A 16,222-nucleotide genomic window follows, 5' to 3' on the forward strand; every position below is an offset into this window, starting at 1 on the left:
CTCTTCCTACCGCGTGAATGTGAGGATACAGGGTGCGGTAGGTCTCGGCGAATTCGTATAACAGAATAGGGTGAGAATAATAACCTTCGTTAAAAATAAGCGAAAAGGGTATCAGCATGCGTATTGGTGTACCAAGAGAGCGGTTGGCCAATGAAGCCCGTGTAGCAGCGACGCCGAAAACGGTTGAACAGCTGCTGAAACTGGGTTTTACGGTCTCGATAGAACGTGAAGCGGGAAAACTGGCAAGTTTTGACGATGCGGCATATGAAGAAGTCGGTGCGTCAATTGTTGACAGTTCGGAAGTCTGGCAAGCCGATATTGTCCTGAAGGTGAATGCGCCGCAGGATGATGAAATCGAACTGACCCGAGCGGGCAGTACGGTTGTCAGCTTTATCTGGCCAGCGCAGAACCCAGAACTGCTGGCGAAGCTGTCTGCCCGTCAGGTGACGGTGATGGCGATGGATTCCGTGCCGCGTATTTCGCGCGCGCAGTCACTGGATGCGCTCAGTTCGATGGCTAACATCGCGGGCTACCGTGCCATCGTTGAGGCCGCCCACGAATTTGGCCGCTTCTTTACCGGACAGATTACCGCTGCAGGTAAGGTTCCGCCTGCTAAGGTCATGATTATCGGTGCTGGCGTGGCTGGTTTGGCTGCGATCGGTGCCGCAGGTAGCTTAGGTGCTATCGTGCGTGCTTTTGATACCCGCCCTGAAGTAAAAGAGCAGGTTAAGAGCATGGGGGCTGAGTTCCTCGAACTCGACTTTGAAGAAGAAGCAGGCAGCGGCGACGGCTATGCCAAAGTTATGTCCGAAGCCTTTATCAAAGCGGAAATGGAACTGTTTGCCGCTCAGGCAAAAGACGTCGACATTATCGTCACTACCGCCCTGATCCCTGGAAAGCCGGCACCACGCCTGATCACCAAAGAAATGGTGCTGAGCATGAAGCCCGGCAGCGTGATTGTCGATTTAGCGGCGCAAACAGGCGGGAACTGCGAACTGACCGTAGCCGATCGCATCACCGTGACGGAAAACGGCGTCAAAATTATCGGTTACACCGATTTGCCTAGCCGTCTGCCGACGCAATCTTCTCAGCTTTACGGCACGAACCTGGTTAACCTGCTGAAATTACTCTGCAAAGAGAAAAATGGCGAAATCGACGTCGATTTTGACGATACCGTGATTCGCGGTGTGACCGTCATTAAAGACGGTGAAATCACCTGGCCAGCACCGCCGATTCAGGTTTCCGCACAGCCACAGCAGGCAAAACCCGCCGCTGCGGTGGTGAAGGAAGCAGCTAAACCGACGTCGCCGTGGAAGAAATATGCCTTCCTCGTGATCGCTATCCTGCTGTTTGGCTGGCTGGCCGATGTTGCGCCTAAAGAGTTCTTGTCTCACTTTACCGTTTTTGCGCTGTCCTGCGTGGTGGGCTATTACGTGGTCTGGAATGTCAGCCACGCATTGCACACGCCATTGATGTCAGTCACTAACGCAATATCAGGCATTATCGTTGTCGGAGCATTGTTGCAGATCGGCCACGGTGGATGGGTGTCGTTCTTCTCATTCATTGCCGTATTGATCGCCAGCATCAATATTTTCGGTGGTTTCACCGTGACTCAGCGCATGCTGAAAATGTTCCGTAAAAACTAAGGGGTAACACATGTCTGGTGGATTAGTAACTGCTGCATACATTGTTGCCGCAATTCTCTTTATTTTCAGTTTGGCTGGGTTGTCCAAGCACGAAACGTCGCAACAAGGGAACATCTTTGGTATCAGCGGTATGGCGCTTGCGCTGATCGCGACGATTCTGGGGCCGGATTCTGGCAACGTAGGTTGGATTATCGTCGCGATGGCGATCGGTGGGTCAATCGGTATTTATCTGGCGCGTAAGGTTGAAATGACCGAAATGCCAGAACTGGTCGCAGTTCTTCACAGCTTTGTGGGCTTGGCTGCGGTACTGGTTGGCTTTAACAGCTTCCTCGATCACGGTGAAATCACCGATCCGGTGATGGTCAATATCCATTTGACGGAAGTCTTTCTGGGTATCTTCATCGGTGCCGTGACCTTCACGGGCTCGGTGATCGCGTTCGGTAAACTGCGTGGCAATATCTCCTCCAAGCCACTGATGCTGCCTCATCGCCATAAAATGAATCTGGCGGCGCTGATTGTGTCCTTCCTGCTGCTGCTGGTTTTCGTCAATACAGGCAGCGTGGCGTTGCAGGTACTGGTGCTGATCCTGATGACGGCTATTGCACTGGTATTTGGCTGGCATCTGGTTGCATCGATTGGCGGCGCGGACATGCCAGTAGTCGTTTCTATGCTGAACTCCTACTCCGGTTGGGCAGCAGCAGCAGCGGGCTTCATGCTGAGCAATGACCTGCTGATCGTGACCGGTGCTCTGGTGGGTTCTTCTGGTGCGATTCTGTCTTACATCATGTGTAAAGCGATGAACCGTTCCTTTATCAGCGTGATTGCCGGTGGTTTTGGTACGGATGGCGTTTCCTCTAGTGAAAGCGAAGAGGTGGGTGAATATCGTGAGGCTTCAGCGGAAGATGTGGCTGATTTGCTGAAGAATTCGACCTCAGTCATCATCACGCCAGGATACGGTATGGCCGTCGCACAAGCGCAGTACCCTGTGCATGATATCACCGCAAAACTGCGTGCGCGTGGTATCAAGGTTCGCTTTGGTATCCACCCGGTTGCAGGACGTCTGCCTGGCCATATGAACGTGCTGTTGGCTGAAGCAAAAGTCCCTTACGACATCGTGTTGGAAATGGATGAAGTTAACGACGATTTCACCGATACCGATACCGTTCTGGTCATTGGCGCGAATGACACCGTTAACCCGGCGGCGCAAGAAGATCCACACAGCCCAATCGCTGGCATGCCAGTGCTGGAAGTGTGGAAAGCGCAGAATGTCATCGTGTTCAAGCGTTCCATGAACACCGGTTACGCTGGCGTACAGAACCCGCTGTTCTTTAAAGAAAACACGCAGATGCTGTTTGGCGATGCCAAAGATAGCGTTGAGGCGATTCTGAAAGCGCTGTAAGCGTGGCAGGAAGTAGAAAACGAAAGGGGCGATTTCGCCCCTTTTTTACATCTTAAGTATAGCGATGCATGACATCGCCAAAAAATAATGCCAGCGCTGAGGCTGGCATTATTTGGTGCTGAGTGTGATGACACCAGCAATCAGCTGTTGTCGCCTTCTTCGAGCGTAATTGGTGACACGAAATCATCGGGTTTGATCGCAAGTAAATCGCACTTCAAGTGGTCGATAACATGCTCGACGGTGTTGCCGATAAAGGCCGCGGAAAGGCCGGTTCTACCCAGCGAGCCTAACACCACGACACCCGCCTGCAAATGCTCCGCCAGATCGGGAATCACTTCTTCCGGCAACCCTTTTTCTACGTGCGTCACGCGTTCATCCAGGCTGAATTTCTGCCTTAGCGATTTCATGGCGATAAGGTGCTGCCCTCGAATCGCATCGTTGTAGACGCTGGGATCGAAATCAGGCAGTTCAATGGCGATATTGATGGGGGTAACAGGGTAGGCACCGACCAGATGAACCTCGGTCTGGTCAACCTGCTGTGCCAGCTCCAGCGTTTCCGATACCAGTTTGATATTGAGCGGATCGTGATAAGGGTCTTCGCTAGCCAGATTGACGGCAACCAGCGCACGGCCTTCGACTGGCCAGGGCTGATCTTTCACCATCCACACAGGGCAAGGGCATTTGCGCAGTAGTTGCCAGTCGGTTGGCGTAAAGATAACCGCTTCCAGCCGATCGTGCTGATGTGCCATTTTCAACAACAGGTCATGTTGCCCGGCAATGACTTCCCGGATAATGGCTTCAAAGGGTTTATTGTGCCACACCACTTTGATTTCTATCGACACGCCAGCGTCAAGGTAGTATTTGCACTGTTCCGCAATCCACTCGGTCCGCTGCTGAATAACGCCCTGACGCATTTCCACCCGTTCATCGGGGGAAAGTAGGGTGGTCATTTCATAAGAGAAATCATAAATCGGCAGAAATGCCTTGATACGGCCGCCAAGTCGCTGAACCAGATAAACCGCCCGACGCAGTGCTGGTTGGTCATCCTGATTTGGGTCAATAGCTACCAGTAAGTTCTGATACTTTGCCATAGCTCCTCCAAACAGCTGTTACTCCACAGCCTGTCATTCAAGAGTACCGCAATGGAATCGTTTTGGACAACAGAGATAAGCCGCAGAATAACAAAATAGGAAATATCACGGATGAGGCGGAAAAGAGGGGATAAAATTGACGTTGCCACAGTAAAAAAAGCGGCAACGTCAAATAGTTAGGCTGGAAAGATTATTTGCGTGAGGAACCGGCTAATTCGGAAAGCGCATCAATATTTTCGATCGTGATGTATTTTCCTTTTACCGCCAGCGTACCGCTTTTCTGGAAACGCCCCAGCAGACGGCTGATGGTTTCAACGGTCAGCCCCAGATAGTTACCGATATCACCACGCGTCATGGTCAAACGGAACTCACGCGGCGAGAAACCACGCTGAGCGAAACGGCGGGAGAGGTTGTAGACAAAGGCCGCCAGACGCTCTTCAGCATTCTTTTTCGACAGCAGCAGAATCATGTCCTGATCGCCACGGATTTCGCCGCTCATCAGACGCATCATCTGCTGGCGCAGGTTAGGCATTTTCCCTGAGAGATCGTCCAGCGTCTCGAAAGGAATCTCGCAGACCATTGAGGTTTCCAGCGCCTGCGCGAAGCTCGGGTGTTGGGCTGTACCGATAGCATCAAAGCCCACCAAGTCACCCGCCAGATGAAAACCGGTGATCTGCTCGTCGCCTTGCTCCGTGATGGTATAGCTTTTTATCGTACCGGAGCGGATGGCGTATAGCGATCTCAGTTCATCGCCAGCCTTAAACAGCGCCTGCCCCTTCTGGATAGGCTTCTTCCTTTCAATGATGTTGTCGAGCTGATCGAGCTCGTGTTCATTCAGGGTGAAAGGGATGCATAGCTGACTGATACTGCAATCCTGACAGTGGATTGCACAACCGCCAGACTGGATGCGTCGGATAATTCGCTTTTCCGGGATCATAGGCTTTGCTCAGGCAATAATTGATATTGGTCAATTTTAACAGCTTTTATCGGCTCTGATAAGACCGATAATCACCGGAATAGACCAATAAATAGTGAACTAACTATAATTTTTCGATTTTGCTGGAAAATATTCCGATATATAAATCCCGTGTGGCGATAATATTTTCGTCCATTACGTTACCGAACGGTTAACACGTTGATTAATCCGAATCACTTACGATGATAGGCAATTCGGAAGGCATTTTCGTGTGTCGCGAAGCGTAAAATTATAACGGCAAACTATTCTGTTGAAACAAATAGCGGTTTAGGTAAATAGCCTTCGTGAGTGAGCAGCCACTGCTTACGGTGAATGCCACCCGCATAGCCCGTCAACGCACCGCCAGTACCGATAACACGATGGCACGGAACCACGATGCTGACAGGGTTTGAGCCGTTTGCCATGCCGACTGCACGCGCTGCGCCGGTGCGTCCCAGCAGCGTCGCGAGCTCGCCGTATGTGGTAATTTCTCCACAAGGGATTCGACGTAATTCCTGCCAGACCTGCTGTTGAAATTCGGTCCCGACAGAAGCAACGGGTAGCGTATCAATAATCGCTAATTCACCCTCAAAATAGCGTTGCAGGCTCTCTGTCAGACCACCGGGATTATGACGCGACTGTAACGAAAAGGGATCATTTCGATAACGGCGATTGAGCGAGCGAAATAAATCGTCTTCATACTCGCGCCACTCGACGGCACGCAAATGATTATTTTCATCCGCAATAATCAATAACTCTCCAAGCGGGGTTGCCATCGTGTCCTGAAAAAAAGTCTGCATAGTAATTCCTTACGCGCTCGTCGCTTTCTTGCTTCTCTCGTGAGTGACGTGTCGATTATCCGGCATCCTCAGGCGGATTGAAAATAAAGTTTGAATGTGGCGATCGGCATCCCGTCAGAACGAATTCCGTTGACGTACGAACACTGAAGAAAGGCAATGCACCTCCAACGTGAGGTATGAGATGCCATCCATCTAATATTGCTAATAAAATCAATTGTTAATGTGGAAGATGCTCAATTTGTATTTATGAGAGATGGAACATGCCAATCTTCATCTTACTGCCAGACAACATCATCACATGGCAATAATATGAAGGTGAACGAGGTTGGGATGTTTTATTTTTTTATGGCAAAGGCTGTATGAATAGCTATGTGCCCTACGTTATTTGGAGGAAATGCGCAGAATGAAAAAAAAATATGCCGTAGTGGGAACGGGAGGCCGCGCGGGCCTTTATCTGGAGTCGATCGCCAGGGATTATCAGGATCAGGGACAGTTTGTTGCTTTTTGCGATACCAACCAGACGCGAATGAATTACGCCAACCAGATTGTCCATAAATATGGACACGATAATGTGCCGACGTACCTCGCCGAACAGTTTGAGCAGATGATCGCGGAAACCAAGCCGGATGTGGTTATTGTGACGTCTCTGGATCGTACGCATCATCACTATATTATCCGGGCAATGGAATTAGGCTGTGATGTCATCAGTGAAAAGCCGATGACGATTGATGAAGAAAAATGTCAGGCGATTATCGATGCGATTGACCGTACTGGCCGTCAATTGCGTGTGACCTTTAATTACCGCTATGCACCGCATCACAGCAAAGTCCGTGAATTAATTGCTGCTGGCGTGATTGGCGAAGTCTATTCCGTTCACTTTGAGTGGCTGCTGAATACCGAGCACGGGGCGGATTATTTCCGTCGCTGGCACCGTGACAAACGCAATAGCGGCGGGCTGTTGGTACACAAATCCACGCACCATTTTGATCTGGTGAATTTCTGGCTGAATAGCGAACCGGAAACGGTCTATGCGCAGGGCGATTTACGTTTTTACGGTAAAGCGAATGCTGAAGCGCGCGGTGTCACAGAATTTTATTCCCGTTCACATAATAGCGCGGCGGCAGAAAACGATCCGTTTGCGCTGCATATGAATAAAAGCGAACAGCTGACCGCCTTATATTTAGACGCCGAACATGAAGACGGCTATTACCGCGATAAAAGCGTGTTCGATGACGGTATTAATATTGAAGATGTGTTAGGTGTGATGGTGCGCTATAAGAGCAAAGCCATCATGACGTACTCATTAAACGCCTATTTGCCCTGGGAAGGGCTGAATGTGATGTTTAATGGCAGCAAGGGCCGGTTAGAAATGAAACTGGTAGAAAAATCTTATGTAAACGGAGGCGGACAAAAAGAGGATGAAGGTGCGCTGAATGAATGTGAAATAAAGATCTATCCGATGTTTGACGAGCCTTATGTCGTACCGGTTGAATTTAAATCTGGCGGACACGGCGGCGGCGATCAGGTCATGTTAAACGATCTGTTTGGTACACCGGAACCCGATCCATTACATCGCGCAGCAGATTATCGTGATGGGGCAATGTCTATTTTAACTGGCATCGCTGCCAATCGATCATTACGCACCGAACTGCCAGTGAAAATAAGCGAACTGGCCGTTAACCTGAAAAGAGGGAATTAATCAGAGTACCTGCCATTTCAGGCAGAAAACGCTTCCGCATCCGTAGTACCCGTCTGTCTGCATACCGGCAGACGGGTGGAAACCTCCGAATACTATTATAAGGGTTCTATTATGGCGAAAACACGGAAAAAATTATCTCACCTACTCCTGCTCTGTGCTGCGCTTCCGGTGGGCGCGGCATTTTCTCACTCTGCTGACGCCGCCGAGATCCGTATCTCCTGGTGGGGTGGCAATCAGCGGCATGAGGCGACACTCGCTGCTATTAACGCGTTCCAAAAAGCCAATCCGACGATTACCGTCAAAGCCGAATATGCTGGCTGGGACGGCTATCTCTCCCGCTTATCAACCCAGATGGCGGGTGGACAAGAACCTGATGTCATGCGTATTGACTGGAACTGGCTGCCGCAGTTTTCACGCAATGGCGACGGCTTTTATGATTTGAATAAGCAAAAAGAGGTGCTGGGGCTTGGAGATTTTCCGCCTAGCGCCCTGAAAACGGCGGACGTAAAAGGGAAGCTGCAAGGTCTCCCTATTTCCATGACGTCCCGTAGCATGATTTACAACAAAACCACCTGGGATAAAGCAGGCGTCGCCTACCCGCAAACCTGGGATGAGCTGTTTGCCGCTGGCCCGGTGTTTAAACAAAAACTGGGCGACAATTATTACCCGCTTGGCGTTGCTCAAGGTTCAAGCGATGTGCTGGATATTTTGACGCTCGGCCGTAGTTACATGGCACAGAAATACGGCATTGATATGATCGATGAGAAAAAGCAGAGCATTGCCTATAGCCGCGATCAGGTACGGGAACTCTTCAGCTTTTATAAAAAGCTGGTTGATTCCCATGTGATACCCGATCAGCGCTATTTCTCCTCGTTCGGCCGCACCAACGTCTATGAAATTCGCCCCTGGATTAACGGTGAATTAGCCGGGATGTATTTATGGGATTCAGCCATCTATACCTATTCCAGCAATATGCCGAAGGATGCGGTGCTGGAAACCGGGCCGTTCCTCACCATGCCCAATGCCAAAGATTCAGGGCTGACCACCAAACCGTCTTCGCTGTTCGCCATCAGCAAGAACAGCAAGCATCCTAAAGAGGCGGCGATTCTGATGAGTTTCATGCTGAGTAACCCGGAAGGCGTGAAAGCATTAGGATTGCAAAACGGGATGCCTGCTAACCCGAAAGCGCAAAAATTGCTGGAAGATATCGGCGTGATCAACCCCGGTAATCTGTTAGCGAATGCCTATCGGGCGGCAGCGGAGCAACCGGCGTCTAAGGTGCCCGTTTCACCGTTTATGGAAAATCAGGAGTTGGTTCAGCTGTGGACAAGCAGTCTGCAAAAACTGGATTACGGTAACGGAGAAGTGAATAAAGTTGCTGATGATTTTCTGAACGGCGCTAACCGTATATTAAAACGTGCTATCCGCTAACTACCGCTGTTAATGTGCGATGCCATGTCAAAAACGATATGGCATCGCATTTCTCGAACGCTACGCTTTACTTAATCACACCACACGCCATTCTGGCACCGCCACCGCCCAGTTTTGCTGGCATGTCAGCGTAGTTATCTCCACCGGCGTGAACCATCAGCGCGTGATTTTTTACTTCAGACAGCGATTTTATCCGAAGAGCCAGAATCGGATAGGTTGATGTTCCATCCGCATTCACGACCAGACCGGGGAGGTCGCCCAAATGCCCCTGATCGTTATAAGGCCCAAGGTGTTTACCGGTTTTTTTCGGATCGAGATGGCCGCCTGCCGCCAGTGCGGGAACTGACTTACCGTCTTGCTCGGCAGGTTCACAGCTGGCATTTTCATGCACATGGAACCCGTGAATCCCCGCTTCCAATCCCTTCAGATTCGGCGTGAAAAGCAGGCCGTACGGCGTTTCCGTAATGGATATCTCCCCGATGCTGTTTCCCGCTCCCGTTGGCAGCGCTTCATTTAGCGTCACCGTGGTATCTGCCGCGAAGGTGGAACAGGAAAAGAACACGCCTGTCAGGATAAGTGCCTTCAGTTTCATTGCCTTTTGCCTCTTAGGGGGTGAGTGTAAAGGATCGAACACCATGCTTTTTGCTCATGGCCTTTCTGCGGTGAGCTGTACCGTGCTGATGGTGCGTGCGCGAAAGCCCGCTTCGCAATAGCACAGGTAAAACACCCACAGACGTTGGAATGGTTCATCAAAGCCCTGAGCACTAAGCATATGCCACTGCTGATAAAAGCGTTGCCGCCATTCGCTAAGGGTGCGGGCATAATCCTGACCGATATCAAACAGATCGCGAGTGATAAAATCGGTATGCCGCGTCATGGTGGTGGTCATCGCGGTAATCGAGGGTAGAAAACCGCCGGGGAAAATATAGCGTTGGATAAAATCGACATTGCGGCTGTAGTGGCTGTAGCGTTGGTCGGCAATGGTGATTGCCTGAAGCACCATGCGACCTTGTGGACGTAGCAGTTGCTGGCAGCGCTTGAAGAAGGTGGGTAAATACGCTTTTCCGACCGCTTCGATCATTTCGACCGACACCAGCTTGTCATACTGACCGGTCAACGCGCGGTAATCCTGTAGCAGCACCGTCACTTTATGGCTCAGACCGGCTTGCTGAATGCGCTCAACCGCGTAGTCATACTGCTGTTGCGACAATGTAGTCGTGGTGACATGACAGCCATATTCACGCGCGGCCAGCTCGGCTAATCCTCCCCAGCCAGTGCCAATTTCCAGTAAATGATCCGTTTCACAGAGTGCCAACTGTTCGCAGAGGCGATGCAGTTTGGCGCGCTGTGCGTCTTCCAGCGTCATCTCGGGTTGCTGATACCAGGCGCTGGAGTAGAGCATCTCGCTATCGAGAAAGCTGCGGTAAAAATGGTTACCCAGATCGTAATGGGCGGCGATATTTTTTTGCGCCTGCTGTGGACGGTTACGGCGGCACCAGTGGATGAAACGATGAAATGGCCCCGTCAGCCAGCCAAAGCGCGTTTCAAGCGTATCGACTAGCGCCTGATTCTGCGCCAAAAGCTGGAGAACGCGCGTGAGGTTAGTTGAGCTCCAGTCGCCATCGATATAGCTCTCACCCGCAGCGATACTTCCACCTAGCAAGACGCGGCGATAAACACGGGAGTTATGTATCGTGATATCGCCTTGCAGTGCCGCGTGGCGATCGCCGAATAACGTTTCATTGCCTTCTGGTTCGCGAAGGCGCAACCCTCCGCCTTCTATCCGACTAAGCAGAAGAAAGACCACTTTTCTGGCCCGAGTATAGCGAGCGCTATTGCTTGGGTGACGCACCAACTGTGTTTCCGTTGAACTCATGAGTTGTCCTTCTTTCCAGACTGCGGATGAGGATAAACGGGCGAGCGTTTAATCAACAGTTTCAAAGCCTGCCAATATATGGTGCAGGCGGTTTTCATCGTCATTAACGGCAGAGACCAAAGCTGAGCGCGCAGGGCGGCACGAGTGAGCGGCTGACGATGCAGCACCAGCGTCGCGTCAAACTCGCGTCCTTGCCTGTGGTTCTCGATGTGGATCCGCAGACGCGCGTCGGGCGGCGTGAGACGCCAGTGATACACCATGTCCATCGGGTTAAAAGGCGACACATGAAACGCTTTGGAAATCGGCATAGAACCATCGGGGACGACGGCATAAGTATGACGTTCGTTCCAGGGGGTATTACGCACTTCCGCCAATAACCAGCGTAGTTCGTTATGCTCATCGTACAAATAATAGAAATTGACCGGGTTGAAATAGCAGCCCAGATAGCGTAACTGGCACAGTAGCAGCACTTTCCCGGTGAGGCGTTCCTCAGTTAGTTCCGCAATCCGATCCTGTGCTTTGGTTTTGATATCGCCGCCACCGAGATAATCGCCGCGACAAAATGACGCAGGGGAAAAACGCTCCAGTGCAATGCCGATATGCGGCAAAGCGGGAATCTCATCTAAATCGATTAACGTCATGAATAACGCATAGTCGAAACGATGCGTGACGGGCGTGAAACGTCGATGACGAACCTTGCCAACATATAAAGCGCTATTCATCTTGCACACTCTGATGGAGGAGGTTGACGACATCCAGCGCGCTTTTGACGCCATCTTCATGAAAACCGTTGTACCAATAGGCACCACAAAACCAGCTGCGGTTGTGCCCATTAATACGTTCACGCTGCTGCTGGTACTCTGTCGTCTGTTGAGTAAATACCGGGTGATGATAAATCGCGTGGTGCAGTATTGTATTCGGGTCGATATCCTGCTGAGGGTTCAGCGAGACACAGAAGGTGGTGGATGAATGAATACCTTGCAGGATGTTCATGTTATAGGTCACAGAGGCACGCGCGCGGCTAAACGCCTGATCGACCGGCAGACGGTAATTCCAGCTTGCCCACGCTCGCCGACTATGAGGTAGAAGCCGGGTATCGGTATGCAGGATCACGTGGTTCGGCTGATAGTGCATGCCGCCGAGGATTCGCTGTTCATCGGGCGTACTCGTTGCCAGCAGCGCCAGCGCCTGATCGGAATGGCAGGTGAAAATCACCTGATCGAACCGATATGTCTGATCGGCGGTACATACCGTAACACCCGCGTCATCGCGTATGACCTGACTGACGGGCGTCTGGAGGTGGATCGTCGCCCGATCGCGGATACGTTCTGCGAGTCGCCGTACATACTCCCGTGAACCACCGGGTACGACCATCCACTGCGGGCGATTGACCAAATCCAGTAACCCGTGATGGTTGAAGAAGGTCAGGAAAAGCGACAGAGGAAAATGCCGCATATCCTCAAGCGACGACGACCAGATCGCCGCGCCCATCGGCAAAAGATAGTGCTGGGCAAAGAACGGCGAAAATTTTTCCTGCTGCAACAAATGGCTTAGCGTCAGCCCTTGATAATCGCCGTTGGCAAGATACCGCTTGCAGACGCGGTTAAAGCGCACAATCTCCGCAACGAAACGATAGAAACTGAGGCGGAGCAGGTTGCCGCGTTGGGCGAACAGCGTGTTTAACGTATGGCCGTTATATTCCAGACCCGAAACTGGATTACTGACTGAAAAGCTCATTTCTGTTGGCTGGCCGATTAATCCCAGCTCATCCAGCAGCGCAATAAAATGGGGATAGGTCCGCTCGTTGTAGACAATAAATCCCGTATCGATGGCGTAGGTCGTGCCATCCTGAACCACATCGACCGTTGCCGTGTGGCCACCCAGATAATCGTTCGCTTCAAACACCGACACCTGAAAGCGCTCGGATAATCTGAGTGCGCAGGTTAAGCCAGAAATACCGCTACCAATAATGGCAATCTTCATACTTTTACCTTACTAACCGGCTGGCGAGCAGACGTTGCCATGACTGCGGGAGCACAGAAATCGCTTTGAGCAGTAGCGCAAAGCGCAAAGCGCAAAGGGAAGGCGATCTCGCGTTTTTTCTTTGCCAGACCACGGCGAATAGCTTCTGAGGCGTGTGATACGGAAATCAGCATCGGCATCGGGAAGTCATTACGTGCGGTCAACGGGGTATCGACAAAACCGGGCAGGATCAGCGACACGGTGATATTGCGAGCCTGCAGATCCAGCGACAGGCTGCGGGCGAAGTAGGCCAGCGCGGCCTTTGAGGCACCATAGGCTTCCGCTCTTGGCAGCGCAACGAGGCTGGCGGTCGAGCCAACCAGCGCCAGATGGCTTCCGTTGGCAAGTTGTGGCAATAACACCGACAGGCAATTCACCGGGCCGATCACATTGGTTGTTAGCACCCGACTGACTTTTTCCGCTTCAACGACGCCGTTATCCAGATACTCACCGATTCCCGCACTGAGAATCACCAGATTGACCGTGACGCCGTCCAACGCCTGCTGTGTATCTGCCAGATTCGTCATATCAAAGGCTATCGTGCGAATGGTTGGGAAGGCGACAGTTAATGCGTTAAGTCGTTGTTCATCGCGCCCGCAGGCGAGGACGTCCCAGCCGTCTCTGGCATAATCCAGCGCCAACTGCTGGCCGATTCCAGAACTCGCCCCGGTAATCAACACGCGGTTCATGTCTGAAGTCTCGACTTCAGGTGGCTGATGAGCGAGCCAAGCAAGGGAACATGCTGATAAAGCATCGCGCCCATGTCGTAATAATCACGGTGATAGATAACTTTGTTGTCGGCGAAGAGCAGGTGGCTACAGCCTGCTAACGTCAGCGGTGCGTTACGCTTTAACGACGGATGCGCATAGTGCATCGTCCAGAACATTGTCGCACCGCCGCGGAAGGTATGGATATCGGCGATCTCGAACTGACAGTAGCTCAGATTGTCGAGTGAATGAGAAAAGTAGCGATGCAAAGCACTCAACCCATGATGGCTGGAAACAGGGTCGATAAAGTGGATATCCTGATGATAGATACCACCCAACTCCGTTAATCTCTCGGCTGTCAGCCCTCGATAAAATGCCCTTATTTTCAGCAGAATAGGTTCATACTCGCCATTTTCTACCGAGATGCCGTCTTCCTCGCGCGCTTTTTCTATCGTCATAACCACTCCTGTTAAGGTCACCCATTCCCACACGGTGGAAATGGCTAACAGATAGAGGAACGTCAACGCTTATTAATTGAAAGATATCAACTTAGGTATAGATTGAATCCGCCGTTCGTCAATAAGATTTTTCAGAATGGCTAAGGTTCAGTGATCCTAAATAGCTGCGCCTAATACCGCTCCACTTTTGCCAACCCATGTTTACCTCCCGGGAATGGACTGACAGTTTTCATAAAATGGTGAACCTTTCTCAGTAACTGCCACATCGAACGGCACTGATGGTTGCGGGTTATCGTGTCGTGAAGCGCCTGCCATAGACGCTCAACATGGTTCACCCACGGCGAGTAGACCGGCTGATAAATTACGCTGAACTTCGGGTTACCTTTCAGCCAGCGCTGTGTTTCACGGCTCTTGTGGATGATGTAGTTATCCACTATAAGCGTGACGGTTTTTGCCCGTCGATAAGTGGATTTCAGGTGCTTCAGCAGGCCGATGAACAGTACCGAACTCTTGCTGTTGCCGCCAACGTAACTGACTTTACCCGTACCACTGTGCAACGCTCCGGCCAGGTAGTATTTTTCATTCTGCCCCGGCGTAACTACACGCTTTTGGTGACCACGCAACTGCCAGTCTGCACCGATTTTTGGATTAAGGTGGATATCCACCTTATCTTCGTAAAACACCGGATGTTCAATGCTACATTCATCCAGAGCCTTACGGATTACCGCCATTTTTTCATCTTTATGCGGGTCACGGATACGCAATGTAGGCGCGGCTCTGCGCCACACAAGCCCCGCTGACGGAAGCCAGCGACGGACGGTTCCGGCGTGTAACCGGCACCCGGTTATCTCATTGATTTTTATTGCCAGAAGTTCGGTGCTCCAGCGTGAACGCTGATAGCCAAAATCAGCGGGAGAGTGCTTTATCAGTTCCCGTAATAAGGTACAGATGTGCTCAAAAGGCCAGCGACGGGAGCGCCCTGCGGGTAAGGATGTCAGGCCTTCAACACCCGACAACGTAAACCAGTTAATCCAGCGACCGACGGATGAACGGGCGCAACAGAGCGTTTTGGCGACATCGCTGACACGGTCTCCTCGGTGCAACATCAGTATGGCGGTGAGTCTGCGGGCATGATTTTTATCGCGCGTTTTATGGATAGCTTTCTGCATCAGGCGTCGCTCGTCGCGAGGAATGGGTGCTATGATCGGCATTGCTCAGTCCGGTTGGTGATTTGTTTTGATTTGGCGATTGATCAGATCGCACAATCCGGGCTGAGTTCCCTCAAAGTGATCTACTATTCCGCGCAGCTATTTAGAGTCATATAGAAAAGGGGGATATTTAATTATTTTTAATAAAATCATTAATAAATAAATGATTGCCGGTTGATTTTTTATTTTATTTGCAATTTTTAAATGTTCGGTTATATAAATTTTTTCTGGAGTTATATGCTTGATGTGTGAAATTTAATTTCCATATGTGGAATATATTAAAAATAAACAAGGATAAACCATGCCAATAGTTTTTAAATCAATAAACAACACAGTTAGCACTTCATCTCAATCATGGGAAGATATCCCTGACCTTGCTATTAGTGTAACCGATTTTGCCTATCAAGGTTCAAAGGAAGCATTAGTTACATTAACTATCCCCTCTCCATACGCTACTGGTAATAATTATCCTGGGATAGGTTTTGCAATCACTATGAATGGTAAAATCCTTTCATCTGGTTCAGTGACTAACTCTATTGAAAAGCCCACGGCCTTCGGGAGAACTCCATTTTCTCTTCAAGTGCTTGTAGATTTATCTAACCATACTCAATTGGGTTTAATAAAAGCACAATGGCACGGTATTCGGGGTAGCAAAATAAATATTGATAGTCCCTGCAGTATTAGTGCGGTTGTTAATTAATTTAATTGCCCTAAATATAATAATTCTGGATATTATCAATTAAATCTATTTGGTTAATTTTCGATATGTAGTAATCGAGAAGTCAGAATATCAAGCTTATGATGTTTGGTATTCTGATCTTTACAAAGAGTGTATTATGTTTTTTAATTTATGAGATTCTCTTCCAGTGTATAAATATTAATTAAGTATGTCTGAGACTTAGTTGATTTTCCTCTCAAACCTTGTATTGC

The 16,222-nt window shown here is 50.3% G+C and carries 14 protein-coding genes and 1 pseudogene; 5 read left to right on the top strand and 10 right to left on the bottom strand.

Annotation, left to right across the window (positions count from 1 at the left end; genetic code table 11):
* Window positions 1-116: 116 nt before the first annotated feature.
* Entirely contained in the window at window positions 117-1,646 is a 1,530-nt protein-coding gene (gene pntA / locus LOZ86_RS09980) for a Re/Si-specific NAD(P)(+) transhydrogenase subunit alpha (RefSeq protein ID WP_039480693.1), read from the top strand.
* Between the two features lie 10 nt (window positions 1,647-1,656).
* Window positions 1,657-3,045 (top strand): Re/Si-specific NAD(P)(+) transhydrogenase subunit beta, encoded by a 1,389-nt coding sequence (gene pntB / locus LOZ86_RS09985; RefSeq protein ID WP_039480696.1) that lies wholly within the window; start codon window positions 1,657-1,659, stop codon window positions 3,043-3,045.
* Window positions 3,046-3,185: 140 nt separating this feature from the next.
* Here pntB and uspE read toward each other — a convergent pair whose 3' ends face one another.
* The 3 genes from uspE to ogt form a co-directional block, all read right to left on the bottom strand.
* Window positions 3,186-4,136, bottom strand: coding sequence for a universal stress protein UspE (gene uspE / locus LOZ86_RS09990; RefSeq protein ID WP_039480699.1), 951 nt, complete (start codon window positions 4,134-4,136; stop codon window positions 3,186-3,188).
* Window positions 4,137-4,326: 190 nt separating this feature from the next.
* On the bottom strand, window positions 4,327-5,073 hold the full coding sequence (gene fnr / locus LOZ86_RS09995) for a fumarate/nitrate reduction transcriptional regulator Fnr (protein WP_005968491.1): 747 nt from the start codon (window positions 5,071-5,073) through the stop codon (window positions 4,327-4,329).
* A 281-nt stretch (window positions 5,074-5,354) separates the two neighbouring features.
* On the bottom strand, window positions 5,355-5,891 hold the full coding sequence (gene ogt, locus LOZ86_RS10000) for a methylated-DNA--[protein]-cysteine S-methyltransferase (RefSeq protein ID WP_039480701.1): 537 nt from the start codon (window positions 5,889-5,891) through the stop codon (window positions 5,355-5,357).
* A gap of 403 nt (window positions 5,892-6,294) precedes the next feature.
* Between ogt and LOZ86_RS10005 the strand changes: the two genes are divergently transcribed.
* Together LOZ86_RS10005 and LOZ86_RS10010 are read left to right on the top strand one after the other, a co-directional pair.
* Complete coding sequence (locus LOZ86_RS10005; protein WP_039480704.1) at window positions 6,295-7,590, top strand: Gfo/Idh/MocA family oxidoreductase; 1,296 nt, start codon at window positions 6,295-6,297, stop codon at window positions 7,588-7,590.
* A gap of 111 nt (window positions 7,591-7,701) precedes the next feature.
* A complete protein-coding gene (locus LOZ86_RS10010) occupies window positions 7,702-9,021 on the top strand; it encodes an ABC transporter substrate-binding protein (protein ID WP_039480707.1) in 1,320 nt (439 codons plus the stop codon).
* A gap of 67 nt (window positions 9,022-9,088) precedes the next feature.
* Here the strand turns inward: LOZ86_RS10010 and sodC are convergent, their stop codons facing one another.
* From sodC to LOZ86_RS10045, 7 genes and pseudogenes are all read right to left on the bottom strand, one after another.
* Entirely contained in the window at window positions 9,089-9,613 is a 525-nt protein-coding gene (gene sodC, locus LOZ86_RS10015; protein WP_039480709.1) for a superoxide dismutase family protein, read from the bottom strand.
* A gap of 54 nt (window positions 9,614-9,667) precedes the next feature.
* Window positions 9,668-10,897 carry an SAM-dependent methyltransferase gene (locus LOZ86_RS10020; protein ID WP_039512587.1) on the bottom strand — a complete coding sequence of 410 codons (1,230 nt, stop codon included), beginning with the start codon at window positions 10,895-10,897 and terminating at the stop codon, window positions 9,668-9,670.
* Window positions 10,894-11,619, bottom strand: coding sequence for a DUF1365 domain-containing protein (locus tag LOZ86_RS10025; RefSeq protein ID WP_039480715.1), 726 nt, complete (start codon window positions 11,617-11,619; stop codon window positions 10,894-10,896). Before LOZ86_RS10025 ends, LOZ86_RS10020 begins: the two co-directional genes overlap by 4 nt.
* Complete coding sequence (locus LOZ86_RS10030) at window positions 11,612-12,880, bottom strand: NAD(P)/FAD-dependent oxidoreductase (protein ID WP_039480718.1); 1,269 nt, start codon at window positions 12,878-12,880, stop codon at window positions 11,612-11,614. Before LOZ86_RS10030 ends, LOZ86_RS10025 begins: the two co-directional genes overlap by 8 nt.
* Before the next feature lie 4 nt (window positions 12,881-12,884).
* Window positions 12,885-13,608, bottom strand: a pseudogene (locus LOZ86_RS10035) (SDR family NAD(P)-dependent oxidoreductase).
* Window positions 13,605-14,084, bottom strand: coding sequence for a nuclear transport factor 2 family protein (locus tag LOZ86_RS10040; protein WP_039480727.1), 480 nt, complete (start codon window positions 14,082-14,084; stop codon window positions 13,605-13,607). The pseudogene LOZ86_RS10035 and the gene LOZ86_RS10040 overlap by 4 nt, the downstream one beginning before the upstream one ends.
* Window positions 14,085-14,254: 170 nt before the next feature.
* Complete coding sequence (locus LOZ86_RS10045) at window positions 14,255-15,295, bottom strand: IS630 family transposase (RefSeq protein WP_230243131.1); 1,041 nt, start codon at window positions 15,293-15,295, stop codon at window positions 14,255-14,257.
* 298 nt (window positions 15,296-15,593) lie between these two features.
* Here LOZ86_RS10045 and LOZ86_RS10050 point away from each other — a divergent pair, with 298 nt between their 5' ends.
* Entirely contained in the window at window positions 15,594-15,992 is a 399-nt protein-coding gene (locus LOZ86_RS10050) for a hypothetical protein (protein ID WP_131522964.1), read from the top strand.
* The last annotated feature ends 230 nt before the right edge of the window (window positions 15,993-16,222 follow it).

Origin of the sequence: Pectobacterium parvum (assembly GCF_020971565.1) — a bacterium.
Lineage (GTDB): Bacteria > Pseudomonadota > Gammaproteobacteria > Enterobacterales > Enterobacteriaceae > Pectobacterium > Pectobacterium polare.